We start from the raw sequence: 26,918 nt of genomic DNA, 5'->3' as shown, positions 1-26,918 counted from the left end.
CGCAGATATGTAGCGTTAATGGAGAAATGGCGCCGCTATTCAGCGGCGACTCTCATACCCGAATCACCAAAGCGCAGAAGAATCTGCTTCAGCTCTGTCTCTTCGACGCGCCTTGCCGCTTCATCTGGGCACACCCATTCGCAGATGCGCTGATCTTGTTCGGGCCAGCTTTTCTCCTGGCCAGTGAAGCGGACAGCATAAACCGCGACAGAAAACTGGTTGATCCGCTCTGGCGGCATATCCATTTTGCAGTAATTGAAGCTGCCGACAGGCTCAGGCGTGACATCGCCGCGCACACCTGCCTCTTCGAAGGCTTCGCGCAAGGCTGTTTCAGCGAGTGTGCGACCGACTTGCGGCCAGCCCTTGGGGATGATCCAGCGGCCCGTACCGCGGCTTGTGATGACAAGTACCTGAAGAATACCCATTTCTCGACGATAGACGAGGGCCGCAACCTGCTGCAAACGGCCAGAAGGCGTAAGAATACGCTTTTCCGTTGCAATAAGTTGTTTGGCTGCCGTCTTCACTGCGAAATTCCCTCTTTTCCTTAAAATGGAATGATTCGCCAAAATAACAACTGCTCAAATGCGCAACAGACCTTACAAAAGGACGAAAAAGTCCTTCATTTTAAAGCGACTATTGAAATACAGGGAGGGCGCGTCGTTATCCAACGCCGAACCTGACCGCTGTCAGCGCCATTTCGACCATTTTCTTATAGCACGCGATTACGGCAGAAATATCCCCTTTTTCATTTTCGTTTATTTTCGTTTTGCGCGCTTTTTGAGAATGTCTTCTGATTTTAAAAATGTGCTCCATCCTGCTGGTTTTATAAGCAGAACAATTGTGCCCAATAAAAAATGCCAGCCGGTGAGGGCTGGCATTTCGAATGTCTCAAGGTGCGATATGCGGGAACTTATCCGCGCTTGTCGCCGGCAATCGGCTCCAGATAGGTGTAGCCCATGTCCCACGGGAAATAGATCCAGGTGTCCTGCGATACTTCGGTCACGAACGTATCGACCAGCGGGCGGCCTTTCGGCTTGGCATAAACCGTTGCAAAATGCGCCTTTGGCATCATTTCGCGGACGATTGCCGCAGTCTTGCCGGTATCGGTAAGGTCGTCGACGACGATCACGCCTTCACCGCCATTTTCCAGAAGCTGTTCGCCGATACCCTTGAGGATCTGCATTTCGCCCTGCGACGTGTAGTCGTGATAGGAGGCAATGCAGACGGTTTCGATAAGACGGATGCCGAGTTCACGGCAGATAATGGCCGCAGGCACCAGGCCGCCGCGCGTAATCGCGACGATTGCACGCCAATCGCGCCCCATGCCGGAAATGCGCCAGGCAAGCGCGCGGGCATCGCGGTGGAACTGATCCCAGGATACGGGAAAGGCTTTATCGGGCAAGGACATCGAGACGCTCCATGGAACAGTCCGTGGGCTGTGGCCCACAGACTGGCTAAACCAAAAATGCGCGATGACCACCGTCAAGCGCGCTGAACTGTGTAGACCTTTGCTTTCGTCGTCTGCGCCCACGTTAAGGGGCTGCAACACGATGAAAAGGTTTCTTCAACCCGGCACAGTCAGCGCCGGGTAGTGCTGATAACCGCAAAAACACCGATCTTGCAAGTCTGTTATGGCTTGAAGGGGCTGGATGCGGCGAATTGGGGATAATTGCCCGCTCGAAATGAGCAGACATGTCACCGCGAAAACAGTGTCAGAACGGGAAGTTCATTGAGCATTGAGCGTGTCACACCACCGAAAACTAGCTCGCGCAGGCGCGAATGGCTATAGGCGCCCATCACGAGCAGATCAGCACGTTCAGCAATGATATGTTCACGCAGCGCATCCTGCGCATAGCGTCCATTCGAGCCGAGCGGCGTGACATTCACTTCGATGCCGTGGCGAGCAATGGATTCAGCCAGCTCGGTACCGGCGAGCGCTTCGTCCTCGCCCTCGGCTTCTGGCGGGTCGACCCACACGATTTCAGTACGGCCAGCCTGTTTCATTAGGGGCAGGGCATCGAATGCGGCGCGGGCCGCTTCTCGCTTACCGTTGAAGGCAACAACAATCCGGTCGAGCGACAATGGCCGCATCACAGGTGCATAAGGTACGAGCAGAACCGGACAGCTTGAATTGAAGACAATCGTGTCGGCGGTTTCGTCATTGGTGGCGGGATCATCGGGGTCCGGCTGGCCAGCAACCAGCAATTCCGCACCGAGACACGAGGTCAAAACGCCATCGGCAGCGGTGCCGGTTTCCGAGCGGGTGATCCGGAATTCGAAATGCGCATCCTGACGGCGCATCTCTTCTTCAAAGACGTGTTTCAGCCGCTCGGACAGTTCCTTGTGCTGCTTGTCATGCAGTTCGAACATGCCGGGATCGATAAACCCGTTGGGGTCGGCATAAACGATGGGAGAGGGGATGGAATAGAGGCCGATGACATGAAGATCGGGCACTTTTCGCATCAAAAGCGCGATGGCGGATAGAACCCGCTTCAGCTCGGCCTCGCTCCGGGAATAGGCAACCACCGTTTTGTAGGTCATGACCGATCTCCTTCCAGCTGTTTTTCCATTTTAGCATAGAATGCAACGAGTTGCGCACGCAAAAGGTTGCAAAACTTAAAGGATGTGTTTTCGAATATGCCAGTTTGGTCAGCTTGCACCGGAAGCCACCAGCCCGGCAATCATGGCATCAATTTCGGCAGCTGCCGCATCGATCTTCTGCGGATCGCTGCCGCGTACCACAAGCTCGGTGCTGAAGCGTCCATTTTCGAATTTCGGATAGGAACCGATGATCGTGTCGGGGTTCTGCTTCTGGATTTCGGCCAGCGGCGCGCCGATGACGCCTTCGCCGAACGGACAGAGCACAGCGCGTGACAAAAGCTTGCGGCCGGTCCGCAAGGTGGGGATTACATTGTCCAGCATGGCCTGAAAAACGGACGGAACGCCCGCCATCACATAGACATTGCCAATGTGAAAGCCCGGTGCGGAAGAGACCGGATTGTCGATGTGTTCCGAACCCTGCGGCATACGGGCCATGCGCTTGCGGGAATCGGTGAATTCCAGACCGCGCCGGGCATAATTGTCGCCGAGAAGCTTCATGGCCTTTTCATCATAGATGCAGGGCACATCAAAGGCTTTTGAAACGGCGTCGGCGGTGATGTCGTCATGGGTCGGGCCGATGCCGCCCGAAGTGAAGACATAATCAAAATTCGGACGCAGGGCATTGAGCGCGGCGACAATGGCGTCTTCCTCGTCCGGCACGATGCGCACTTCCTTGAGATCGATGCCCACAGCCGTCAGCAGATCGGCGAGATGCCCGATGTTCTTGTCCTTGGTGCGCCCGGAGAGAAGTTCGTCGCCAATGGAGAGCATTGCAGCCCTGACGGCCTGCTGCGAAGTGTCGGTCATGCCCAGACTCCATTTCAATCTGGCGACAGTTAAGCCTCAGGTGCACCCCGCCGCAACCGGTTTGTCGCAAAAGACAAAATGTTCCTCCGTTCGGTCATCTTCCCAAAATGAAAATGCTCTCTAGTTGAGTGAATGCGGAAAAGGGGTTCCGTAAAACCGAAAACGGAGACGTCAGATGGTAAAAGTTCTGGTGCTGTACTATTCGTCCTACGGGCATATGGAGCAGATGGCCAAGGCTGCGGCGGAAGGTGCGCGCGAAGGTGGTGCGGAAGTCACGATCAAGCGGGTGCCGGAACTGGTTCCGCTCGAAGTCGCCAAGGCCTCGCATTATAAGGTCGATCAGGACGCAGCCATCGCATCGCCGAACGATCTGGTCGAATATGACGCCATTATATTGGGCACCGCGACCCGCTACGGCATGATGGCCGCGCAGATGAAAAATTTTCTCGACCAGACCGGTGGTCTGTGGGCCAAGGGCGCGCTGCTCAACAAGGTCGGCTCGGTGATGGTTTCAACGGCGACGCAGCATGGCGGCGCGGAACTGGCCTTGATTTCGGCGCAGTGGCAGTTGCAGCATCATGGCATGATCATTGTGCCGCTTTCCTATGCCTATCAGGGGCAGATGGGCAATGATGTGGTGCGCGGCGGGGCGCCTTACGGCATGACGACGACGGCAGACGGCGATGGTTCGCGCCAGCCATCTGCACAGGAACTAGAAGGCGCACGTTTTCAGGGCAAGCGTGTCGCAGAAATCACCGCCAAGCTGCACGGCTGATAGCGCCCGATCAAAACAAAAGCCGCCGGGAAAACACGGCGGCTTTTGCATGAATAATTGTGGTGCGGTCGGCGGGACTTGAACCCGCAAGCCTAAAAGGCGACGGATTTTAAGTCCTTTGATGTTCGGGGGTCAGTGGTGCAGGCGACGGGGATCGAACCCGTAAGTCCTTGAACGGACGGCAGATTTTAAGTCTGCTGTGTCTACCAGTTTCACCACGCCTGCGGTCACGGTCACTGCTTATGTCACAGCTTCGGTCACAAGTTCAAGGCCCTGTGACGCGCATTCCTCTGGCAACCTTATCAGGCTGCTTCTAGTGCGTTTCTTGCCTCGTCCAGATCGGACACAGCCAGCTTCATATAGCGCTGCGTAACGATGATCGACGAGTGGTCCATCCACTCCATGATGCGCTTAGCGTTGACGTTTTTGATCGCCAGACGGCTTGCACAAGAGTGTCTGTAGATGTGGAAAGGCTGGGTGATCTTAGCGAACTCCCCGCCGAGCTGGCTATAGACTGACCGGAGAACGCCTCGGGCACCATCGTAATTGATGTCACCGAAGGGGCGGTCGGGGTCTGTCCCGAGCTTCTTTCTGTTCTTGAGCGCCTGAGCGGCTCTCTTGGTCAGCGGCACGGTGCCGAACTGGCCGTTCTTGCGGTTCTCGAACGTCACCCTGTCGCCGCGAATGGTCTTCCACTCGACGCTCAGGGCTTCATTGATGCGACAACCTGTATCAATCAGGAAGGAGACCAGATCGTGCAGGGCGTCATAGCCGAGGTGATCCAGCTTCTTCAGGACCGGCTCCTCTTCCCCGAAGTTCAGGAAGTTGAGAGAGCCTTTCGTTTCCGGCAGCTTCGTGAACTCAGGAAGTGAAGTGATAAGCTTGTATCGCTTGGCCTTCTTCAGCAGCACCCGGACAGCCGACATCTTGCGATTGACGGTCGATCCCATGTTCTGCTTCTCAGTACGAAGGTAGTTCGAATACCTGTCGAGCGTGGTCTCATCTATCTCGCTCGGGTGGCGGCGCTCTCCGAACCAGTCAACGAAACACCTTAGGTTTCGGCTGAGGTCTTTGAACGCTGAGGCACCTTCGGCCAGCCAGTCTTGCTCAACCTCAGGAACTAAGTCCTTGAGGACGGAGATACGACCGCCACCTTGCTTGATATTTGTACCCGTGTCAGGGAGAGGGCGTCCGGTCTGTGCCGCGTGGATTGCATCACGCTCCCACGTCCGTGCCTCACCTTCTGTTTCAAAGGTGGGCCGAAGACGACCATGCCCAGCAAGCGTTACGTCAACTTGCCAGACCTTACCTCTCAGTCTTACTGCCATTGTTGCCACTCCTTAGGATGCGGACAAACTCATCGAACACAGCTTCACCCTCAGGGGTCAGCCTTGCTACCTTTGAGGTCTTGTCCGTGGGGACCTCTCGGGTTTCAACGAGGTTGCGACCTTCGTATCGGTCGTCGGAGCCTCGTTTCTTGTACCCTTCAGAAGTCAGCACAGCGATATTCCGGGACACGGACGCATTGGACGTGCCCAAGAGTGCTTCGAGCTTCTTGAAAGGGATGTCTGGGTTAGCCTTAATGTGAAGGAATGTTTGCAAGAGATTGATTTGCATCTTGGTATTCTCCCCTTGGAAGAAATCCAGAAGCCTAGTCAGCTTTCTTGCAATCATGACCTCTTCAGCCTGATCGGTTGTGTTCGATGCGGTCATCGTCTGCTCTCCTACAAGATACAAATCGGAACTCTTACGCCCGCGTATATACCCCCTAAGCGTAACGACTACGCAATAGGCTTAGGGGACGGTTATTAAACTAAGGTGTTAGAACAAGTCCCGCGTCATCGATAGTCACACCCCGGAGAACCTCAGGTTAGCTGATGAGCGGCTGAGGGAGGAACTGGAGCGGCATATTGCGGCGCGTGATGCGGAGTACCTAAGCCAGACGCGCAAGACCCCGAAGAAGGCTTCTTAAGGTGGTCCGGGGTTCGAAATACTTCCCCTCAATGCCACACTTACCGTCCTGCTTCCGGTTATCGTGGGGGTAGCTCGGCTGGTTGCCGTTGACGGGGCACCATTTGAGCAACTCAGGGTGTCGGCAGTTGCTTCCCCAGTCGTCATCGTAGAACCGGCATTTCGTGCAGGGATCACCCCTCACTGGAGCGTAGCCACGGCAGACGCCAAGGCTTCCTTTTCTTCCCGATCCTCAGCCGCCACGATTGCCCTGTTGAACATCCTGAGGACATCCGCATGGGTCGTGTCGGGGTCATCGTTGAAGTCCGGTATCGTCCTGAAGCCGCCACCTGAGGACCGATAGTGGTTCTCTCGGATGATCGTTCGGGTTGTCGTGCGGGGAGCCGAGTAGGAACGCGGGGCGGAATAAGTCCGAGGCGCTGAGTAGCTGCGAGGGGCAGAGAAGGAGCGCGACGAGAAGGACGAACGGCCTCCGCTGAAGCCACCACGGGCACCGAAGGAAGCCGCCTCGACTGGAGCCGATACGAGCACGAAAGTGGCGCTCAGGGCGCACATGATCTTTGCAATTTTGGACACGAATTTACCTCTTAGGTCACTGGGTCACGGGTTCTAGGTCACAACATCCGTTACGATATCGTAACATTTGTCACAAACGAGAAAAATATCCTGTAATTTCAAGGATTGTCAATACGATAGCGTAACATATACGGTAAAAAAAGACCCCCGAACGGATCTTAAGTCCGTTGCGTATACCAGTTTCGCCACGACCGCAGCGACTGGATTTCTATGTCATGATTTGCGCGTTGATTTCAAGACAGAAAGCTTGTCAGCAATAACAGCTGAATTATCGAATATCCTTATGTTCTAAAATAGAAAAGCGGTATGATCGGCGTGTTTTCCCGACCATGATTTTGATCGGTTCGCGCCAGATGCCATTATTTCCGCAAGAGCCTGTCAGCTGACGAATTTTGGATATGACAAGTCGTCAGGAATGATTTACGCCTACGGATGGACCGCTACGCGGCGGTCTGGGGCTTAGTAACCCCTTTATCACTGCGTGGTTGGCGTCACCGAAAGGCGCCGAACCTTCGTCCTTTATGGTCAGGGTGCTTGCGACGTATGTCCAAGCTTCTCTGAAGCCAAAGGTCGTGAGGCCGTCGCAGTGCGGTTACTAACACCCTGATCACCAAAGATCGAAGGGCACAATGCGGGGGCGTACCGCGAGAGTGCTTTGGGGGCGTGACCGGTATGACAGACACTGTAACCTATTACACAATCACCTATGATCATGTTCAGGATTGGTGCGGCGGATTCTTCCGCCAGGACCAGCGGCCAGAAGCCGAGGCCGCGCTTCGTTTGATGCAGCGCGAATTACAGAGAGAGCGGTCTATTTCGTGGCAGGCGCTATACCTCGAAGAAATAACAATCCCGCTTCCACTTGACGAAGCCGTGCTGTTCGAACTGCTGAATGACGGACCGCTGATGGTCTTCGGGGATCGCAAGATCGTCACTGTTTACTATGTGGGGTAGGTAGTCTTTGGCGGCTGAATAGATTCTAATAAATTGGAGCCGTAATTTGTTACCGTTGATAATGGCTGATTATCGTGATCCAATATGTATTGAATTAAATTCTGCGTCGAAATTATTCCTATGTTTATTCTTTAAAGTCACCAGTTGTACGTAAATTCATATTGAATAGATTTTGAAAGATAATGTTATGCAAGTTGAAGAAATGTTGCATTTTTTCGGTCTAGAGCCGGAAAACATAGCAGCGCGAGAAGCTGCGAGAGCCAGTATGGACACTCACGCTTCACAACGTAGTATTATATCTGGAGCACAGGCCCCGGGGCGATCTGGTCCTGCCATGAAACTTCCCGGTAAACGTTTAGCCCCTTCCGCTGGTGGCCTTACTCTGGCAAAACGTGCCCGGAACTACACAGATTTCTCGATTGATTCATTATTAGGAGACGCCGCAACTCACGGTGCAAACGTTCCAGGAACAAGCGGCATCAACGCGTTGCCGCGTGACGGTTCTCATGGTGCGCGACCACTGTCACCTGATTCGGAAGTTGATGAACTATTTGGTAATTGGGTTCCCTCAATCGCAAAAATGCCAAAAAAAAAGAATATAAGACTAAATTTCGACAATGCCATGAATGCAATAATGAATGATAGAGGAGTATCATGCAGTGATATAGAGTATCCTGAAGAAGGTACCGCCGCATGGAAAGCGGGATTAAGATTACATTTCAGTAGGATTGGCAAAGTATTGGAGTTTGTGAGGAGAACAGGGGAATTATATCCAGCAGTGATGGATAAAGCTCTAGGTCAGCTTACAAATTTCTTCGGTGGAGATGCCGGGCGAGCCAATAGAATACTGGAACGATTTTCGAGAAAATAACCACAGTTGAGCTGAGTTGATATTACTCCCGACTCCACAGCAAACGTCCACAATTGAAGCATCCCTACTAATTGGGCCGCGCTGTTTGTTGTGTCGATGAGCCGCAAGATTGGAGTGAATTTCTTCATAATGTGTCGAGGCAATATCACTAGGGGACTGGCGCCAAATAAGACCGGCTTGGGCCAACCATTCCGCCGCGAAACACGTCAATATTGCCGTTCTTAAAACGGTACAAAGCAGCTCAAGTTTATAGCTTCATCCTTGTTTGCATTAGCAAATCCGTATAGCGATGTGAACACCGAGTAGGAATGAAGAGAGTTTCAGTATGACCGCCTTCGTCAAATCCGTGGCTCAGGCCGAAAAGGCAATACGTGCGCTTTTCCCCGAGACACAATTGCAACTCAACGATTATCTCTCCCGCAAATATGGCGCAGAGATTTGGTTGAAGCGCGAAGATCTGACGCCGGTGCGGTCCTACAAGATTCGTGGCGCTTTCAATTTTATCTCCAAGGCCGTCAAGACAACCGACGAGAATGTCGTCTTTGTCTGCGCTTCTGCCGGCAATCACGCGCAGGGTTTTGCTTTCGTCTGTCGCCATTTTGGTCGCAAGGGCGTTGTTTTCATGCCTGTGACCACGCCGCAGCAGAAAATCGACAAAACCCGCGCTTTCGGCGGTGAGTTCATCGAAATCAAGCTCATCGGCGATATTTTCGACGTCTGCTATGCTGCGTCGCAGGAATTTGCGGCCAGCAACAAGGGCGTCATGGTGCCGCCTTTCGATCATCCGGGCATTGTAGAAGGTCAGGCGACTGTCGCGCTGGAAATCGAACGGCAATTGCCGGAAGGCAAGAAGCCGGATCTGGTTCTGCTGCCGGTTGGCGGCGGCGGGCTTTCCGGCGGTGTGACGCAGTATATTTCCGATCTTGGCTGGAAAACCGCGTTTCGCTTTGTCGAACCGAAGGGTGCCGCAAGCCTGAAAGGCAGTCTGGAAGCGGGCAAGCGCATCAAGCTTACCCATGTCGATAATTTTGTAGATGGGGCGGCCGTTGCCGAGATTGGCAAGGAAAACTTCAAGCTTCTCAAAGGCTTTGACGCAAAGTCTGTCATAACGGTTCCGGAAAACCGTCTTTGCGCGACGATCATTGAAATGCTCAATATCGAAGGTGTGGTGCTGGAACCAGCAGGCGCATTGGGCATTGATGCGCTGAAGGATTTCAAGAAAAGCGAACTCAAAGGCAAACGCATCGTGATTGTCGTTTCGGGCGGCAATTTCGATTTCGAACGCCTGCCCGATGTGCGCGAAAGAGCGCTTCGCTTTGAAGGCCTGAAGAAATACTTCATTTTCCGCTTCCCGCAGCGCCCCGGCGCGCTGCGTTCGTTCCTCGATCTGCTGGGCCCGGAAGATGACATCGCGCGCTTCGAGTATCTGAAGAAATCCGCCCGCAATTTCGGCTCGGTGCTGATTGGTATCGAAACGAAGGATGCCGCCAACTTCAAACTTCTTGAAAGGAAGTTCGGCGAAGCCGGTTGGGCTTATCAGGACATTACCGACAATCAGGTTCTGGCTGATTTCATCATTTGAACTGAAGTTTAAAGCGAAAACATTTGCTTTTTTGCGCAAACCACCCCATATGGGCGGCAGGCGCATGGGCCGACGTTAGATGTCGGCTTTCCCGGCATTGGACTTGTTGCGTCACACCTCTGTCTTCCAGAATGGTCTGGCAGCGGAGGGGACCTGAGATCTGCTCGGGCACGGCTGCGCAAGTCGCCAGGGGTTTTCCCGGCGTCCCGTCGTTATCATAAATACGGATTTGGCTCGGGCAAGTTGCGCTTTCCCGGCATTGAAAGCGGACCGCAGATGTGCGGTGCCGCCGAAAGAGATTGAATTGACAAATGAAAATACGGGCGGCTTTGCCGCTCTTGGCGTCACCGGCGTTTTGCTCAAGGGCGTTGAAGCTGCTGGCATGACCGAACCGAAGCCAATCCAGACGCAGGCGATCCCGCCGCAGCTGGAAGGCAAGGACATTCTCGGTATTGCGCAGACCGGCTCGGGCAAGACTGCTGCTTTCAGCCTGCCGATCCTGCAAAAGATCATCGGTCTGGGCGATAAGCGCCGTCCAAAGACAGCACGCGCGCTTGTTCTGGCGCCAACCCGCGAACTGGCCGTCCAGATTGAACAGACGATCCGCAACGTTTCCAAGACCGCGCATATTTCGACCGCGCTCGTGCTTGGCGGCGTATCGAAGCTGACGCAGATCAAGCGTATCGCACCTGGCATCGATGTGCTGATTGCAACGCCGGGCCGTCTGACGGATCTGATGCGCGAAGGTCTGGTTGACCTGTCGCAGACCCGCTGGCTGGTGCTCGATGAAGCTGATCGCATGCTCGATATGGGTTTCATCAACGACGTGAAGCGTATTGCCAAGGCAACCCATGCCGACCGCCAGACCGCGCTTTTCTCGGCAACCATGCCGAAGGAAATTGCAGCGCTCGCAGGCAGCCTGCTTCGTGATCCGGTTCGTGTGGAAGTTGCGCCGCAGGGCACAACGGCTGCCGAAATCACCCAGGTTGTGCATCCTGTGCCGACCAAGGAAAAGCGCCGTCTTCTGTCGGCTCTGCTGGCCGACAAGAACATGCGTTCGGTTATCGTCTTCACCCGCACCAAGCATGGTGCCGATGCGGTCGTGCGCCACCTTGAGCGTGACAAGTTCGACGTTGCGGCCATTCACGGCAACAAGTCGCAGAATGCCCGCCAGCGCGCGCTGAACGGTTTCCGCGACGGCACGCTGCGCATTCTGGTTGCAACCGATATCGCCGCGCGCGGTATCGATGTTCCCGGCATCAGCCATGTGGTCAACTATGACCTCCCGGATGAGCCGGAAACCTACGTACACCGCATCGGCCGTACGGGGCGTAATGGCGCCAGCGGCGCTTCGATCACCCTGTACGATCAGGCGACCGAGGATTCGAAGCTGCGTGCTGTGGAACGCGTGACCCGCACCAAGCTTCCGATCAAGGATGCTCCGGTCAAGCTTGCACCGGCACCAGCAGCAGCGCCGCGCATTTCGATTGTGGGCGAAGACAAGCCGCAGAAGACGCAGCACCGCAAGGGCCCGTCGCCGCAGCAGCATCGTCGTCCAGCGCAGAAGCCGGGTGAACATCGTGGGGGCAACCACGCTTCCGCAGGTGGCCATGCCAATGCGACTGGCGAAGCCGCACCGAAGGCAAAGCGTCCATTCCGTCGGAAGCGCCGTAACGGTAATGGCGGCGGTGGACAGCGCGCTGCATAACGCCGTTCCGAAACATCTTTTACAAAAGCCGCCCATTTCGGGCGGCTTTTTCTTTTGAACCGACATTTTGTGGATTGAGTTTGCCAGTTGGTGTGGAAAATTATTCCATCCTTCCTTGAAGGGCAGGGCAGTTCCTCATACTTTCCCGGCAAACAGCTCGGCCAATGATGAAGGATGGAAGCTATGCTCCAATCGGTTCTAGACGCAATCGGTAACACGCCATTGATTCGTCTCAAGAAGGCTTCCGAAATCACCGGTTGCGAGATTTACGGCAAGGCTGAATTCCTCAATCCGGGACAGTCGGTCAAGGACCGTGCAGCGCTCTACATCATACGTGACGCGGAAAAGCGCGGCCTGCTTCGTCCGGGCGGCGTGATTGTCGAAGGAACGGCAGGCAATACCGGCATCGGTCTGACCCTTGTTGCGAAGGCGCTCGGCTATCGCACGGTCATCGTCATTCCGGAAACACAGAGCCAGGAAAAGAAGGACGCGCTGCGTCTGCTCGGTGCGGAACTGATCGAAGTTCCAGCAGCACCTTATCGTAATCCCAACAACTATGTGCGCCTGTCAGGGCGGCTGGCTGAACAGCTTGCCAAAACCGAGCCGAATGGCGCGATCTGGGCCAACCAGTTTGACAATCCGATAAATCGTCAGGCGCATATCGAAACCACTGCGCCTGAAATCTGGCGCGATACCAATGGCAAGGTTGACGGTTTCGTGGCTGCGGTCGGATCGGGTGGTACGCTTGTCGGGACCGCCTTCGGCTTGAAGGATCATAATCCCGATATCAAGATCGGGCTCGCCGATCCCTATGGTGCAGCGCTCTATTCCTATTACACGACCGGCGAATTGAAATCCGAAGGCGATTCGATCACCGAAGGCATCGGGCAGGGGCGTATCACGGCCAATCTGGAAGGTTTCACGCCTGATTTTTCCTATCGCATTGCGGATGCCGATGCGCTCGATGTCGTGTTCGATCTCGTGGAGAATGAGGGGCTTTGCCTCGGCGGCTCTTCCGGCATCAATATTGCCGGTGCGATCCGGCTTGCAAAAGATCTCGGTCCGGGCCACACAATTGTGACGGTGCTTTGCGACTATGGTAATCGTTACCAGTCGAAAATGTTCAATCCGTCCTTCCTGCGCGGCAAGAACTTGCCGGTGCCGGGCTGGCTGGAAACCAAAACCGAGATAGACATACCGTTCGAGGAATAAAACAATGGCCTATGAGACCGATGCGCTTTTCCGTGAAGATTCCTATCTTTCAACGGCGGAGGGCAAGGTTCTCGCCATTACCGAGGCTGGCGGTATTATTCTCGACCAGACAAATTTCTACGCGACCTCCGGCGGACAGCCGGGAGATATCGGCTTTTTTGAGCGCGCCGATGGATCGCGGATCGAGATTGCAGCGACCGTTACCGGCGAAAACAAGAATGAAATCGTTCATGTGCCCGCCGAAGGGCAGGCAGCGCCGACGGTCGGTGAAACGCTCGTTTTGCATATCGATTGGCCGCGTCGTTACAAGCTGATGCGCATGCACACCGCTTGCCATCTTTTGTCGGTCGCCTGTCCATTTCCGATCACCGGTGCGGCCGTGGGTGAAGATGAAAGCCGGGTCGACTTTGATCTGCCAGATCCGACCTATACGAAGGAATTCGTGACCGAAAAGATCATGGAGCTGGTCAAAGCCAATGATCCCGTTTCGATCAGCTGGATCAGCGATGAAGAATTTCTCGCTAACCCTGATATTGTGAAATCGAAGAATGTCCGCCCGCCTGTCGGGCTTGGCCGTATCCGGCTCGTCGCCATTGGTGAAAATGGTTCGGTGGATTCCCAGCCATGCGGCGGCACCCATGTGTCCGAAACGCAGGAAGTGGGCGAAATCCATATCGGCAAGATTGAGAAGAAGGGCAAGGAAAACCGCCGTTTCCGCATTCGCTTCGGCGCCTTGCCAGAAGCTTGAGCATTTGAGGAGTATGATCATGGCTGAGAAGAGCGCATTTGTCGTTTCACGCGACTGGCTGAAAGAACGCCTCGGACAACCCGGAGTGGCGATTGTCGATGCGTCCTGGTATCTGCCTGCCGCCGGCCGCAACGGTCTTGAAGAATATCATGCAGCGCATATTCCGGGCGCAGTCTTCTTCGATCAGGACGTGATCGCCGACAAGGATTCCGGCCTGCCGCACACCTTGCCGTCGCCGGAACTTTTCGCGCAGCATGTTGGCGCCATGGGCATCACCGCCGACGAGACAATTATCGTCTATGACGGTCCCGGCATGTTTGCCGCACCCCGCGTCTGGTGGATGTTCCGCGTGATGGGCGCCAAGAATGTATTCGTTCTTGATGGCGGGTTCGACGGATGGAAGGCCGCAGGTTATCCCGTGACCGACGAGCCGACGAAAATTGCAGCCTCGCTATTCACACCCGCTTTCGATCAGGCTGGCGTTGTTGCTTTCCCGGAAATGCGGGAGATCGTCGACGAGCGCCGCGCGCAGGTTGCCGATGCGCGTGCCGCCGGACGATTTACCGGGCGGGACGCCGAACCGCGTGCGGGTATGCGTTCCGGTCACATGCCGGGCGCGCGCAACGTTCCTGTCGGCACGCTGTCGGAGAATGGCGAGCTGAAAGATCTGGATAGTCTACGCGCGATCTTCGACAAGGCAGGGGTCGATCTCGCCAAACCTGTCGTCACAAGCTGCGGTTCCGGCGTCACCGCGGCGGTCATCATGCTGGCGCTGGCCTCGCTCGGCCATAAGGATAACCGGCTCTATGACGGCTCCTGGAGTGAATGGGGCAGCAGGCAGGATACGCCGGTGGTGACGGGCGAAGCCGACTGATCATGGTCGACAAGCTTACTGCCCGCATTACGCATCTGGAAATGCAGACGCGACCGGCGCTTTCCGTACCGGTTCCGTCTGGCGTGCGGCTCGCCATCATGCGGGCCAGCGACATGCCAGTGCATTTCTATCGCTATCTTTACGAACAGGTCGGTCGGCAGCATCACTGGATGATGCGCCGTGTGCAAAGCGATGCGGAAGTGGCCAGCATCATCCATGCGGATACGAGTGCGATCCACGTGCTCTATGCGGATGGTAATCCGGCCGGTTTCGTGGAACTGGATCTGACGGCCATGCCGGAAACGGCTGAAATTCTTTATTTTGGTCTGATGCGTGATTTTCAGGGGCGGGGGCTCGGCAAGTTCTTCCTCAGCGAAGCCATTTCCGCCGCATGGGCTCACGGGCCACAGAAAGTCACCATCCATACCAATACGCTCGACAGCCCGCGCGCATTGCAGCTCTATCAGAAGATGGGCTTTGTTCCGGTCGGATGGTCGGAGGAAGAAGTCACGCCGTGGGTGGACTAACCGCTGATTATTTCAGCCGCGTACTCTTTCACGCCCATTGGTGATGGAAACAACCGAAGCGCTCGCCAGCCGAGCGCTTTCTTCGTCCAGCACCACGCAATTGCGTCCGCGTTGCTTGGCTTGATAAAGGCATCGATCGGCGCGGCTCATCACCTGCGAATTGCTTTCGGTTTTTGGAGCTGACGCTACACCGATGCTGATCGTCAGCGGATAGACCTGATATTCCGTCGAGTGGAAGGGCGTGCCTTCCACTTCGGTGCGGATGCGCTGCGCCACGCGTACACCCGTTTCACTACTGGCGCCCGGCAAGAAGACGCAAAACTCTTCGCCTCCGATACGCCCGACCAGATCGCCCTTTCGCGTCACATTTTGCAGGGCAAATGCGATCAGCTTCAATGCGCGGTCGCCAGCGCCATGACCAAATGTATCGTTGATGGCTTTGAAATGGTCGGCGTCGATCACCATCAGCACGCCGGTTTCAATGCGCGACCTGCTGATCTTCATGGCATCGAACAAGGCTTCGCGATTGAGCAAACCCGTCATGTGATCGATGCGTGCCCGCGCCTGCAATTCGACATGCGCTCTTTCAAGCTGGTTATAGGCGTCTTTCAGCTTGTTATGCTGTCGGAAAATGTATGCGAGTGACGGAAAGGCCGTGGCAAAGGGAATACCCGAACTAAGCGCCAGCGCAACAATGCCCGGCCGTTCACCAGACAGGGCAGAAATCATCCAGGTGAGCGACACAGAAAACAGCACGACAGAAAGTGTTATGACTCCTGCTTTCCATAACGCTGCTTTCATTTCCTAACTCCCCGTCCCTGGATCAGGATTATTTAATTGTCACTCGAAACCTTACGTTGAGGGAGCAATTGACTGGACGGCTTATAAAAGCATCTGCCCGTCAGGAAAAGATGCCAAAAGGTATGATTGCAACTTTTCCACGAACCGTTTCCCGAAAGACACAATTTAAGGTTTTAAAGCCTGAGTCTGAATATGCAAACGGTTTTTGGGAGAGGGGGGAAATATCGGGATATTCGAATTATCTAACCGATGATTGCAATGGCTAACATAAGGGAAGGGCGGAGACAACCGCCTGTGGGTGACGGAGACGAGCTTCACGAAGCGCGCAGATGGCCAGAACGCTCCGAAAGAACTCGTCTCTCGTCGGGAGTGTTGTCTTGCGACAAATGTATAATTTTAGTGATTTTATCGGCGATGAGCCGGGTGGGGGCGGTGGTCGTCAGAAGATGGCGAGATATTTCAGGAGAGAAATGATACCAATGATGATCACAATAACTTGAGCGATCTGCTTCACCTTTGCGTCCAGCGGAAGCATGTTGATGAGATAAAGCACGAGGAAGATAACAAGAATTGTTATTAGAAGGCTGATGAGGATGGACATAGTTGTTCTGAACCTTCCTGGAACGGCACTGTTGTCGTTTGTGTCCGACGGCCGCTCCTCCAGAACGCCAGACTAAACATTATACGGAAAACATGGGGCAAGGTTCCCAGCTTCTCCCGCAGCATTCTCGTTTCCAGTTTGAAAACGATATGCCGAATAACGTTTCGATTTGGAGAAGGTTCCGCTCGAACTGCGAGCGGGCAGGATGATTGATGGCCGGTTTTGAACGCCGGCCACCACAGGCGGAATATTATCCCTGCTGCATGCTGCCGCTTTCGCGACGGCGCATATGCCAGCTGAAAGCTTCTTCCAGAAGGTGAGGCGTGTGACCGCCGCGCTTGCAGGCGCGCTCAAAATAGTCGTTGAGCTGGTCGCGATAATCCGGATGTGCGCAATTGTCGATGATGACACGGGCGCGCTCGCGTGGAGCAAGGCCGCGCAAATCGGCAAGGCCCTGTTCCGTCACCAGAATATCGACGTCATGTTCCGTGTGATCCACATGGGTGACCATCGGCACGATTGACGAGATTGCGCCGTTCTTGGCTTCGGACTTGCTGACAAAGATCGAGATATAGGCGTTGCGCGCGAAATCGCCTGAGCCGCCAATACCGTTCATCATATGCGTTCCATCGACATGGGTGGAATTCACATTGCCATAAATATCGAATTCAAGGGCCGTATTGATTCCGATGATGCCGAGGCGACGGATGACTTCCGGGTGGTTGCTGATTTCCTGCGGGCGCAGAATCAGCTTGTCGCGGTAGCGGTCGATATTGTTGAAGACGCGTTCACCGACTGCCGGGCTGAGTGTGATCGAAGCGCCGGAGGCATAGTCCAGCTTTCCGGCGTCGAAAAGCTCGAAGGTGCTGTCCTGCAGCACTTCACTATACATGCGCAGATTGTGGAAAGGGCTATCGGCAAAACCGTTGAGCACGGCGTTTGCGATGGTGCCGATCCCGGCCTGAAGCGGATTAAGCGTCAGATCGAGACGGCCATGTGCCACTTCATCCTTCAGGAAATCGATCAGATGACCGGCAATGGCGATGGTTTCGCTGTCGGCTGGTTCAACCGTCGACGCACTGTCATTTTCCTGCGTGATGACGATACCGGCAATTTTCTCGACCGGGATCGGAATATAGGGCAAGCCGACGCGGCTGTCGCAGGCCGTAACCGGGATCGGGTCGCGGGTAGGGCGCTTGGTCGGGATATAGATGTCGTGCAGACCTTCCAGCGCCATAGGCTGATTGAGATTGACCTCCACGATCACCTTATCGGCCAGAATGGCAAAGCTCGCCGAATTGCCAACCGAGGTGGTCGGGATAATGCCGCCGCTTTCGGTGATCGCTAGCGCCTCGACCACTGCATAATCAATCGGGCCGATCTGGTTGGAGCGCAATTGCTCAACCGTTTCGGACAGATGCTGGTCGATAAACATGACCTCGCCACGATTGATCGCGGAACGCAGCGTGCGATCAACCTGAAATGGCATACGACGGGCGAGCACATGAGCTTCCGTCAGGATCTTATCGACGTCGTGTCCAAGCGAAGCGCCGGTAATCAGGGTAATCTGAAAAGGATCAGTTGCGGCACGGGCCGCCATGGCAACTGGAACCGCCTTGGCGTCGCCAGCGCGGGTAAAGCCGCTCATACCGACAATCATGCCATCCTTAATGAGGCTGGCGGCCTGTTCCGGGGTAATAATCTTGTCTCGCAGCGAAGCGTTTCGAATGCGTGCTTCCAACATCTATAATTCTACCTTCTATCCCATCCAGCCAGCGGGCCGGGAATGCCCGTTCGATGTGCGTTGTGACCAAGAGCTGGCCAAAAACGCGAGTGCTGGAACCCGTGTCGGGTCATACAACATGTACACGACGATTACATGCTGCTTTGGTCTTAGACCGCTTCAGGTTCCAAACACGTTTCAGTCATTCTCATGATGCGGGCAGTGAGAGAATGATTTTAATCAACCGCGAAATTTGTCAATCGCTGATCAGATTGATCGCCGGAACAGTCAGACGGGCAGGGTGCGTTCGTGTTGCAAGAATGCGGAGGTCATGACCCTTTACCAAGATATATTATAGTTATTTCTTATATTTATTCAGTATAGTTGATAATAGCAAGAAAATCTGCAATCATACTCTATATATTTCAGATTATTTTGATGGTCGGATTTGATTATGTTTTTATTATCATTAGGTAATATAAAATATAGAATTATATTTGCCCTTCTTTATCCTGTGTTCTTGGCGGTGTTTTCGGGCGTGTCCAATGCGCAGGGACCGACCGAGGCATCAAAGCCAGTCCAAGTTGGCATCTATGTCAGCGAACCCTTCGTTACCAGGGACGGTAACGGTTATTCCGGCATGGCAATCGACATCTGGCAGAACATCGCCGCACGCCTGAATATTACGTCGCACTATGTGGAATATCCGAACTATGGCGACCTGATGAAAGCCGTTTCGGAGGGCAAGATTGATGCAGCCGTCACCAATCTTACCATCACCGAGAACCGCGCAGAAATCGCCGATTTTACCTATCCCTGGTTCGATGCGGGCCTGCGCATCATGGTGCATAGCCAGGCCGGGACAGGATGGGATGACCTTGTCAGCCGTCTCAATCGCGCTGGCCACTTAACCACCTATGTCTGGATTCTGGGCATTCTTCTGGCAGCAACGCTGTTTCTGACGTTGTTCGACAGACGCTTCGATGAAAATTTTCCGAAACGCTGGCGGGAAGGGCTGGCGGAGAGCTTTTATCATGTGGTTTCAATTGCCACTTCCGGCAAAAGCTCGCGCAAAAACCTGTTCGGTTGGATGGGGCGTGTGTGGCAAACGTTCTGGATGGTCTTCGGTATTGCCATTATCGCTTATGTCACGTCATCGATCACCAGCGTGATGACCGTGGCGCATATCGACAACACGATATCGAGTTTGAGCGATCTACAAAGAAAATCCGTCGGCGTGCGAACCGGCAGTGTTGCGGAACAATTTCTGAAATCCCGCTCCATAGCCACTGTATCGTTTGATCATTTGCCGGAAGCTGTTTCCGCTCTCGTCAATGATGAGATCGCGGCGATCGTTGCTGACGGTCCAGTGCTGGAATATTACACACATCAGCATACCGATGAGCCGCTCGACCTTGTCGGCGGAGCATTCAGCCCGGATAAATACGGTTTTGCGTTTCCACGTCACAGCGAGCTTGTCCAACCAGCCAGCGTGGCGATCATAAGTCTCCACGAGAGCGAGGAAATCGCGAAGCTGAGAACCAAATATTTCGGTCCGCCGAGCTGAACGTTGCAACGGGCTATAGTGGTGCTATTGCCGGGCGTAGCGAAAAACGACACGAACAAGAGAGCAGCTTGCGGTTTGGCTAAGAGCGATCTTACATCGTTCGGGAAGTCGATGAGGAGCAGGCGTTTTCCATCGATTCATTTGCTGCTTTTCGTTCGTTGAAACCAACGTAAGACCGACTTCAAGCTAGAACCTACCCAGCTACGTATATTGATCACATAAGATAGATTATGGAACTAATAGATATCTATTCAGTGTGGCATATCCTATCGAGACGCTTTGGTCGGCCCTCGGCAAATCAAGCCTATCAGTTCCTGCTGAACCGGATGATCATGCATTGATAATGCGGTTCAGCTCAATCGTCGATGATGGAAATGTCAGCGGCGCCGTGCGACATAAAGATGTCCAGGAACCGGCGATCCTTGCTCGCTGCGCACGGTGATGTTCTCGCAGCGAATGCAGTCCATGCCGTGCGCATCCAGCATTGCCGTCACATATGACTTGGCATGCGCGAAGCGCTGATAATCGCCAACCATGAAAGCCCGGCCTGCAAAGCGCGCTTCGTCCTGTGTTTCACTCGAAAAGCCGAAATAGCCGTCCGGCTCGAGTTGCGTCGCCACACCTGCGAAGAAGCGATCCAGCTCGCCCATGTAAGGCAGCACGTCGGTCGCCACGATCAGGTCCCAATTATCCTCAGCCGTCATTTCAAGAAAGCGTACTGCTTCGCCAACGAACAGCGCGTCATAGTCGCCTTTTTCAAACGCGACTTCGATCATGTTTTCAGAAATGTCTACGCCCGTCTTGTGCGTTGCCATATCGTCGAGCGCATCAGCAGACAGACCGGTGCCGCAGCCAAGATCGAGCATACGATCACGATGAAATTCGTCATCGATCTCCAGCAATATTTCGCGCAGCTGCAGCGGCACGTCATAGCCAAGCTGGTCCACGAGAATCGTGTCGAACATTTCGGCATGCTGGTCGAACAGTGTCGCCACATAGGCGTCGGGGGCTTTCAACGGAACAGCGCCGCGTCCCATGCTGGCAAGCCGCACGGCCGCGCCGCCATGATCGTCGGGATCGATGGCCAGAACTTCTTCATAGGCTTTTGCAGCGCCGTCGAAATCGCCTGCTTTTTCAAGCGCCAACGCACGATCATAGGCTTCCGCCAGAGCGTCTTCATCGAAGGATTTGTCGTCGGTCTGCGCCATTACCGTATGCCTTTTCAAAGTCTGTATAGTTCGGCAGCTTATTTATGATCGGCCAGTTTGCGCGCAATCACTGCGCAAGCCATAAGCTGAATCTGATGAAACAGCATCAATGGTAGCACAATACTGCCGACATTGGCGCTCGCGAAAATGGCGCTGGCCATGGGCGCACCACTGGCAAGGCTTTTCTTGGAGCCGCAGAACATGATGGTTATGCAATCGGCGCGATTAAAGCCCAGTCTCTTGCTGCCGTACCAGGTAATCAGCAGAACGACAATCAGCAACACTATATTGACGCCAACCATCATCACCAGATCGTCCCAAGAGACTGATTTCCAAAGACCTTCCACGATGGCTTCGCTGAAAGCCAGATAGACGACCATCAGGATTGAGCCGCGATCCACAAAGCTGAGCGGCTTGCTGTTACGACGCATGAAGCTGCCGATCCAGGGTTGCAGAATCTGACCCAGAACGAAGGGCAGCAGCAATTGCAGCAGAATGGCTTCAAACGCATCAATCGAGATGCCGCCTCCTCCACTCTGCACCGCAAAAAGCAGGCCCACCAGAAGCGGTGTGAGGAACATACCGAAAATATTCGATGCCGAAGCCGAAACAATTGCAGCCGAAACATTGCCGCCTGCCATGGACGTGAAGGCGATGGACGACTGAACCGTCGAAGGCAGCACGCAGAGATAAAGAATGCCTGTATAGAAGGCCGATTGTGCCAGACCGGGAATAATCCAGCCCGCCGCTAGCCCCAGGATTGGAAAGAGCACGAATGTCGACAGGAACACGGCCAGATGCAGTTTCCAGTGGGTGATGCCGGAAATGACCGCTTCACGCGAAAGACGCGCGCCATGCAGGAAGAACAGAAGGCCGACGGCGACTTTCGTCGCCATGCCGAACCATTCGGCAAATTCGCCCTGAACCGGTAGCACCGATGCTAGCAGAATTGTGGCGATCAGCATGGAGGTGAATTTATCCGGCAGGAAGCGCATTGTTTCGTCCAATCTTGTTCGGCGCGCCTTGGGGAGGACCGGGCGCCGCGTCGCATCCATGAGACATGGGAGATATTCAGGGACATAGGCCCTATTTTTGCGGGGCCTGTTTATTAGAGCCTATTCCAAAAGTCGCCCTGTGTGGCTGCAAATGTCGATTTTCTACATTCCGGTGCTCACGTACCTTTAAGCCCTGTTTTGCGGGGCCTGTTTATTAAACGCATCGGGCCTGTTTTCAATCCTTGGTGGGTAGAAAACAGGCCCGTTTGCTTCACTTTTCCGGGATTTGCTTGCGATTAACTGGCGAATGCCAGCTTACTCGTAGCCATTCGGGTTTTTTGACTGCCAGTTCCACATATCCTGGCACATCTCGCGCAGGTTCTTCTCGGCTGACCAGCCAAGAAAGTCGTTGGCAAAGGTCGGATCGGCATAGCATTCAGCAACGTCGCCCGGACGGCGCGGCGCAATCTCGTAATTGATCTGGCGGTTGGAGACATGCTCGAATGCCTTGACGACATCCAGCACGCTATAGCCCTGCCCTGTACCGAGATTAACAGAAAAACATTTTGGCTCGTCCAGCTTTTTCAATGCCTTAAGGTGTCCGGCGGCCAGATCAACCACGTGGATATAATCACGAACGCCCGTGCCGTCCGGCGTTGCATAATCGTTGCCCCAGATGTTGAGTTTTTCCCGACGTCCTGTCGCAACCTGCGCGATAATCGGCATCAGATTGTTCGGAATGCCCTTCGGATCTTCGCCAATCAGGCCGCTTTCATGTGCACCAACGGGGTTGAAGTAGCGCAGAATGGCGATCTTCCAGCTATTGTCGCTGTTGTAGAGATCGCGCAGCATTTCTTCGATGATGAGCTTGGTACGACCATAAGGATTTGTCGCGGAAAGCTGCTGGTCTTCGGTGATCGGCAATTTTTGCGGATCACCGTAAACAGTCGCGGATGAGGAGAATACCAGCGTTTTGACGCCGGTTGCTTCCATCGCCTGCAACAGCCGCAGCGTGCCCAGCACGTTGCAGTCATAATAATGCAGTGGCTTTTCGCTCGATTCGCCGACAGCCTTCAAACCCGCGAAATGGATTACAGCGGTACATTTGTGGCGCGTGATGATCTGTTCCAGAAGCGCGCGGTCACGAATGTCTCCTGGTTCGCGAATGGGTGCGCGACCGGTAATTCTTTCGATCCGGTGAAGGGCTTCCGGGTTACTATTGTCGAAATTATCGACCACGACCACTTCATGGCCTGCCTCGATCAGCTGAACGCAGGTATGAGAGCCGATATAGCCGGCGCCGCCAGTCACAAGAATTGTCATCGATCAAGTATCCACTTGTTGAACATGCCGCCCCGATGTGCGATCCCGAGCTGACTATGCAAAATCGGCAACGGACTTCAACCCGTTCCAGATGATTCTTTGGGAACAACTGGAAACGGAGTTAGCGAAGTTTGATGGAGCGCAGATGACCCCTTCCCGCAATATTGATCGCCTGCTTGAGATTATGGCTGCTCTTCGTGATCCGAAAACCGGCTGCCCATGGGATGTTGAGCAAAATTTCCGCTCGATCATGCCTTATACGCTGGAAGAGGCGTATGAAGTTCTCGACGCCATTGAGCGCGACGACATGGATGATCTGCGCGAGGAGCTGGGCGATCTTCTGCTACAGGTGGTATTCCATGCACGGATGGCCGAAGAGCAAGGCAGTTTCGATTTTGGCAATGTGGTGGAGGCGATCACCCATAAGATGATCCGTCGCCATCCGCATGTCTTTGGAGATGAGGAAGCCCGTTCCGCTGGCATGGCCAAAGGCTCGTGGAACCGGATCAAGGCGGAAGAGAAGGCGGAGCGCGCCGAACGCCGCGCAAATCTCGGGCTTGATACGCATGAGAATAACGGTTTTCTCGACGACATCCCAACCAACTTCCCTGCCCTCGTTCGTGCGCTGAAACTACAGCAGAAAGCGGCAAAAGTCGGCTTCGACTGGTCTGAAGCCGCGCCGATTCTTGAGAAGATTTCCGAAGAGACTGCCGAGTTGAAGGAAGCAATGGCGGCACAGGACAAGGCCCATATCGCGGAAGAATATGGCGACCTGCTCTTCGCCATGGTCAATCTTGGCCGCCACCTTGAGATTGATGCCGAAACGGCGCTGATTGCGGCCAATGACAAATTCAAGCGGCGCTTCCATTTCATCGAGAAGACGCTGGATGAGGCCGGAAACAACCTCGATTCAGCAAGCCTCGACGAAATGGAAGGTATCTGGATTGAAGCCAAGAAAAAGGGGCTGTAATCAGCCCCTTATTTGTTGGACCATTTTGGTCGGAACATCTGATAGACGCTCTCGGTCGTGGCGTAATCCATATAGCCGAGGCGCGTTACGGGTTTCACCTTGGTTATATCAACCAGACCGTCCGTCAGGATGCTCTCGTCGATATGGACACCGACGACTTCACCGATAACCATGTAATTGTCGGTCGGCTTGCCTTCCTTGTCCTGCAACCGCCTGATATCGACGGCAACACATTCCAGCGAGGCATAGGCCTCTTTCACCCGCGGAGCCGCAATGATTTTCGATGGTGCGCGGGTCAATCCGGCATAATCGAACTCGCTGGTGCCGCGTGGCGCATCCACGGATGACGTATTCATATGCGTCTTGAGATGATCGCTCACCAGATTGGTCGTGAACTCACCGGTTTCTTCGATGAAAGTCACGCTGTCTTTGATGCCGCTGGATGAAAACATCACCATGGGCGGCGTATCGCAGATCGCATTGAAGAAAGAATACGGAGCCAGATTGGCCGCTCCGTTTTTCGAGCACGTGCCGATCCAGCCGATCGGGCGCGGTGCGACAATCGCCTTGAAGGGATTGTGGGGCAGCGGATGCCCCTCTTTTGGCTCATAAAACATCGAGATTTCCTTGTCTTGGGAAATAGTTTTAAAGCTCTATCTTATTCCGCCCACGGGCCGGAATAATCGGAAACGATCTTGTCCATATCTGCACGGGGACGTTCCGGCATCTTGTTTTCCGCACTGCCGATATGAACGAAACCGGCCACTCGTTCATTGGGCGCGAGGCCAAGATATGCGCGCGAAGGTGCATCGTCCGAATACCAGTTGGTGATCCAGTTGGTCGCATAGCCAAGCGCATTGGCGGCAATGCAGAGGTTCATCGCGACAGCACCTGCCGACAAAAACTGCTCCCACTCCGGGATGCGCTCATGCCCGACGGGCGACGATACAATGCCGATGACGAGCGGCGCACGCGAAAAGCGGGTCAATTCCTGTTCCTTGCGGCCCTCAGGCAATGGTCCTTCGCGTTCTTCTGCGCGCTTGGCCAGAAACTCCCCTACCCGTTTACGAGCATCGCCACGGTAGAGGATGAAACGCCAGGGCGTCAGGCGACCGTGATCAGGAACGCGGGCTGCCACTTTAAGCAGTTCAGCCAGTTCTTCGCCTTCTGGTGCTGGAGCGCCAATTGCTGAAATCGGCGTGGAACTACGCTGAGCTAGAAAATCGAACACCGGATGCGCCACGGAAAACCTCACGACTGGAACTTGCTAAAACCTGAAATGCCACTCTTCTTTTCGAAGGGCCGCCTCTTCTCGCCCGTTGCAAGGGCGGTGTAAAGTCAAAACTCGGGGAAACCGCAGCATGGTGATGCCTAAAAAATGCCGGCGTCATTATCGATTTGGCCTTGAATTCGACACCGGCATGGGCTCAAAAAAGCTATGTCGGTTTTCAAATTTCTGCCTCGCATTCAAACATCACGATATTTTCGCGGCGAATGGCTTGCTTTTGCGCTGCTGTCTGCGATGTCGGGTGCGCCTGCATGGGCGCAGGGCCTTGACCCTGCTGCCGAGGCAAGTGGTGGATTGAACCTTCCAGAACCGGCGCTTAATCTACCGACGCTCAGCCCCTATGCGTCGCCGACAAGCCCGGAAAACAATCCCTTGATGAAAACCACCGAGCTGGATCTGAAAGCTCGCCTCATCGAAGATGGCGCCGACATACCGACGGGGCTGGTCTGGCGTGTGTTCTCCCCCAATGTTGGGCCGGACGGGCAATTGCCGCTGATCGCCAGCGCACAGGGCGGAAGCGCCGCGTTCAATCTGCCGGAGGGGAGTTACCTCGTGCACGTGGCCTATGGGCGCGCTGGCGCCACCAAGCGCATAACGCTTGGCAACAATGCCCGGCAAGAGCTGATGATGCTCGATGCGGGCGGAATGAAGCTGAGCGCGGTTCTGCCCGATAAAAGCAAGATCAAGGACGATTTGCTGCGGTTTTCGATCTATGCTGACGAGGACAATAACGAGCGTTCTTTGATCGTCCCGGACGTGAAGCCAAACGCCATTATCCGGCTCAACAGCGGCACTTATCACGTTGTCTCCAATTATGGCTCTGCCAACGCCATTATCCGCGCCGATATTCGCGTCGAGGCAGGCAAGCTCACCGAAGCAACGGTCGAGCACCGCGCTGCTGAAATGACGCTGAAGCTGGTGCGCGAACATGGCGGCGAAGCGCTGGCCGATACATCATGGTCGGTTCTCAATGCTTCAGGCGATGTGGTGCGTGAAAGCGTGGGCGCCTATTCGTCGCTGGTTTTGATCGAGGGTGATTATGTCGCCGTGGCGAAGAACAAGGATCGCATCTATCAGCGGGATTTCAAGGTTTCGTCTGGAAAGAATGAAGAAGTCGAAGTTATCGCCAACAAGGAATTCGAGGCATCCGACGACAGTCTCGACTGAGATGATAAGTACCCTGAAATAGAAAAGACCGCGCTCAAGGCGCGGTCTTTTTGTTTGGAGCAAGGCTCT

27 protein-coding genes and 1 tRNA gene are annotated in these 26,918 nt (G+C 54.5%); 12 read left to right on the top strand and 16 right to left on the bottom strand.

The window, feature by feature from the left end; genetic code table 11:
• Positions 1–35: 35 nt before the first annotated feature.
• From FGI60_RS10740 to FGI60_RS10725, 4 genes are all read right to left on the bottom strand, one after another.
• Positions 36–524, bottom strand: a complete 489-nt coding sequence (locus FGI60_RS10740; RefSeq protein WP_138785153.1) for an NUDIX hydrolase — start codon at positions 522–524, stop codon at positions 36–38.
• 386 nt (positions 525–910) lie between these two features.
• The gene (gene gpt, locus FGI60_RS10735) at positions 911–1,408 is read right to left on the bottom strand and encodes a xanthine phosphoribosyltransferase (protein WP_078340451.1); all 498 of its coding nucleotides are present in this window, start codon (positions 1,406–1,408) and stop codon (positions 911–913) included.
• A 287-nt stretch (positions 1,409–1,695) separates the two neighbouring features.
• Positions 1,696–2,541, bottom strand: a complete 846-nt coding sequence (locus FGI60_RS10730; protein ID WP_138785152.1) for a universal stress protein — start codon at positions 2,539–2,541, stop codon at positions 1,696–1,698.
• Positions 2,542–2,649: 108 nt separating this feature from the next.
• Complete coding sequence (locus tag FGI60_RS10725; protein ID WP_138785151.1) at positions 2,650–3,408, bottom strand: competence/damage-inducible protein A; 759 nt, start codon at positions 3,406–3,408, stop codon at positions 2,650–2,652.
• A 175-nt stretch (positions 3,409–3,583) separates the two neighbouring features.
• Between FGI60_RS10725 and wrbA the strand changes: the two genes are divergently transcribed.
• On the top strand, positions 3,584–4,183 hold the full coding sequence (gene wrbA, locus FGI60_RS10720) for an NAD(P)H:quinone oxidoreductase type IV (protein ID WP_078340453.1): 600 nt from the start codon (positions 3,584–3,586) through the stop codon (positions 4,181–4,183).
• 136 nt (positions 4,184–4,319) lie between these two features.
• Here wrbA and FGI60_RS10715 read toward each other — a convergent pair.
• The 4 genes from FGI60_RS10715 to FGI60_RS10700 form a co-directional block, all read right to left on the bottom strand.
• A tRNA-Leu gene (locus FGI60_RS10715) sits at positions 4,320–4,408 on the bottom strand.
• 77 nt (positions 4,409–4,485) lie between these two features.
• On the bottom strand, positions 4,486–5,511 hold the full coding sequence (locus tag FGI60_RS10710; protein WP_138785150.1) for a tyrosine-type recombinase/integrase: 1,026 nt from the start codon (positions 5,509–5,511) through the stop codon (positions 4,486–4,488).
• Positions 5,489–5,896: a MarR family winged helix-turn-helix transcriptional regulator gene (locus FGI60_RS10705; RefSeq protein ID WP_138785149.1), complete on the bottom strand. Its 408-nt coding sequence runs from the start codon at positions 5,894–5,896 to the stop codon at positions 5,489–5,491. The genes FGI60_RS10710 and FGI60_RS10705 overlap by 23 nt, the downstream gene beginning before the upstream one ends.
• A gap of 438 nt (positions 5,897–6,334) precedes the next feature.
• Entirely contained in the window at positions 6,335–6,730 is a 396-nt protein-coding gene (locus FGI60_RS10700; RefSeq protein ID WP_138785148.1) for a DUF6197 family protein, read from the bottom strand.
• A 672-nt stretch (positions 6,731–7,402) separates the two neighbouring features.
• Between FGI60_RS10700 and FGI60_RS10695 the strand changes: the two genes are divergently transcribed.
• The 8 genes from FGI60_RS10695 (at position 7,403) to FGI60_RS10660 (ending at position 15,206) form a co-directional block, all read left to right on the top strand.
• The gene (locus FGI60_RS10695; protein ID WP_138785147.1) at positions 7,403–7,684 is read left to right on the top strand and encodes a hypothetical protein; all 282 of its coding nucleotides are present in this window, start codon (positions 7,403–7,405) and stop codon (positions 7,682–7,684) included.
• A 187-nt stretch (positions 7,685–7,871) separates the two neighbouring features.
• On the top strand, positions 7,872–8,555 hold the full coding sequence (locus FGI60_RS10690) for a hypothetical protein (RefSeq protein WP_138785146.1): 684 nt from the start codon (positions 7,872–7,874) through the stop codon (positions 8,553–8,555).
• Between the two features lie 325 nt (positions 8,556–8,880).
• Complete coding sequence (ilvA, locus tag FGI60_RS10685) at positions 8,881–10,137, top strand: threonine ammonia-lyase IlvA (RefSeq protein ID WP_138785145.1); 1,257 nt, start codon at positions 8,881–8,883, stop codon at positions 10,135–10,137.
• Between the two features lie 304 nt (positions 10,138–10,441).
• Complete coding sequence (locus tag FGI60_RS10680; protein WP_374843376.1) at positions 10,442–11,845, top strand: DEAD/DEAH box helicase; 1,404 nt, start codon at positions 10,442–10,444, stop codon at positions 11,843–11,845.
• Between the two features lie 183 nt (positions 11,846–12,028).
• Entirely contained in the window at positions 12,029–13,057 is a 1,029-nt protein-coding gene (locus FGI60_RS10675; protein ID WP_138785144.1) for a cysteine synthase A, read from the top strand.
• Between the two features lie 4 nt (positions 13,058–13,061).
• On the top strand, positions 13,062–13,805 hold the full coding sequence (locus FGI60_RS10670; protein WP_138785143.1) for an alanyl-tRNA editing protein: 744 nt from the start codon (positions 13,062–13,064) through the stop codon (positions 13,803–13,805).
• 19 nt (positions 13,806–13,824) lie between these two features.
• A complete protein-coding gene (gene sseA / locus FGI60_RS10665; protein ID WP_138785142.1) occupies positions 13,825–14,679 on the top strand; it encodes a 3-mercaptopyruvate sulfurtransferase in 855 nt (284 codons plus the stop codon).
• A 2-nt stretch (positions 14,680–14,681) separates the two neighbouring features.
• Entirely contained in the window at positions 14,682–15,206 is a 525-nt protein-coding gene (locus FGI60_RS10660; protein WP_138785200.1) for a GNAT family N-acetyltransferase, read from the top strand.
• A 12-nt stretch (positions 15,207–15,218) separates the two neighbouring features.
• Here the strand turns inward: FGI60_RS10660 and FGI60_RS10655 are convergent, their stop codons facing one another.
• From FGI60_RS10655 to FGI60_RS10645, 3 genes are all read right to left on the bottom strand, one after another.
• Positions 15,219–16,007, bottom strand: a complete 789-nt coding sequence (locus tag FGI60_RS10655; RefSeq protein WP_138785141.1) for a GGDEF domain-containing protein — start codon at positions 16,005–16,007, stop codon at positions 15,219–15,221.
• 439 nt (positions 16,008–16,446) lie between these two features.
• Positions 16,447–16,608 (bottom strand): Thivi_2564 family membrane protein, encoded by a 162-nt coding sequence (locus FGI60_RS10650; RefSeq protein WP_113533570.1) that lies wholly within the window; start codon positions 16,606–16,608, stop codon positions 16,447–16,449.
• Positions 16,609–16,858: 250 nt separating this feature from the next.
• Positions 16,859–18,352, bottom strand: a complete 1,494-nt coding sequence (locus FGI60_RS10645) for an acetyl-CoA hydrolase/transferase family protein (protein WP_138785140.1) — start codon at positions 18,350–18,352, stop codon at positions 16,859–16,861.
• A gap of 517 nt (positions 18,353–18,869) precedes the next feature.
• On the opposite strand from FGI60_RS10645, the gene FGI60_RS10640 reads away from it, so the two are divergent.
• Positions 18,870–19,898 carry a transporter substrate-binding domain-containing protein gene (locus FGI60_RS10640; protein ID WP_235889783.1) on the top strand — a complete coding sequence of 343 codons (1,029 nt, stop codon included), beginning with the start codon at positions 18,870–18,872 and terminating at the stop codon, positions 19,896–19,898.
• 377 nt (positions 19,899–20,275) lie between these two features.
• Here the strand turns inward: FGI60_RS10640 and FGI60_RS10635 are convergent, their stop codons facing one another.
• From FGI60_RS10635 to galE, 3 genes are all read right to left on the bottom strand, one after another.
• A complete protein-coding gene (locus FGI60_RS10635) occupies positions 20,276–21,106 on the bottom strand; it encodes a methyltransferase domain-containing protein (protein ID WP_138785138.1) in 831 nt (276 codons plus the stop codon).
• 38 nt (positions 21,107–21,144) lie between these two features.
• Positions 21,145–22,101, bottom strand: coding sequence for a bile acid:sodium symporter family protein (locus FGI60_RS10630; protein ID WP_138785199.1), 957 nt, complete (start codon positions 22,099–22,101; stop codon positions 21,145–21,147).
• A 315-nt stretch (positions 22,102–22,416) separates the two neighbouring features.
• A complete protein-coding gene (gene galE, locus FGI60_RS10625) occupies positions 22,417–23,424 on the bottom strand; it encodes a UDP-glucose 4-epimerase GalE (protein WP_138785137.1) in 1,008 nt (335 codons plus the stop codon).
• 145 nt (positions 23,425–23,569) lie between these two features.
• On the opposite strand from galE, the gene mazG reads away from it, so the two are divergent.
• A complete protein-coding gene (gene mazG / locus FGI60_RS10615; RefSeq protein ID WP_138785136.1) occupies positions 23,570–24,394 on the top strand; it encodes a nucleoside triphosphate pyrophosphohydrolase in 825 nt (274 codons plus the stop codon).
• Between the two features lie 8 nt (positions 24,395–24,402).
• On the opposite strand, the gene FGI60_RS10610 is transcribed toward mazG, so the two are convergent.
• A complete protein-coding gene (locus tag FGI60_RS10610; protein WP_138785135.1) occupies positions 24,403–25,011 on the bottom strand; it encodes a flavin reductase family protein in 609 nt (202 codons plus the stop codon).
• A gap of 41 nt (positions 25,012–25,052) precedes the next feature.
• A complete protein-coding gene (locus FGI60_RS10605; protein ID WP_138785198.1) occupies positions 25,053–25,637 on the bottom strand; it encodes a nitroreductase family protein in 585 nt (194 codons plus the stop codon).
• Between the two features lie 279 nt (positions 25,638–25,916).
• On the opposite strand from FGI60_RS10605, the gene FGI60_RS10600 reads away from it, so the two are divergent.
• Positions 25,917–26,849: a hypothetical protein gene (locus tag FGI60_RS10600; RefSeq protein WP_374843433.1), complete on the top strand. Its 933-nt coding sequence runs from the start codon at positions 25,917–25,919 to the stop codon at positions 26,847–26,849.
• Positions 26,850–26,918 lie beyond the last annotated feature (69 nt).

This window comes from Brucella haematophila, from assembly GCF_005938105.1.
Classification (GTDB): domain Bacteria; phylum Pseudomonadota; class Alphaproteobacteria; order Rhizobiales; family Rhizobiaceae; genus Brucella; species Brucella haematophila.
The sequence above is the reverse complement of the archived record's forward strand: the minus strand, read 5'-3'. Positions and strand labels throughout refer to the sequence as shown.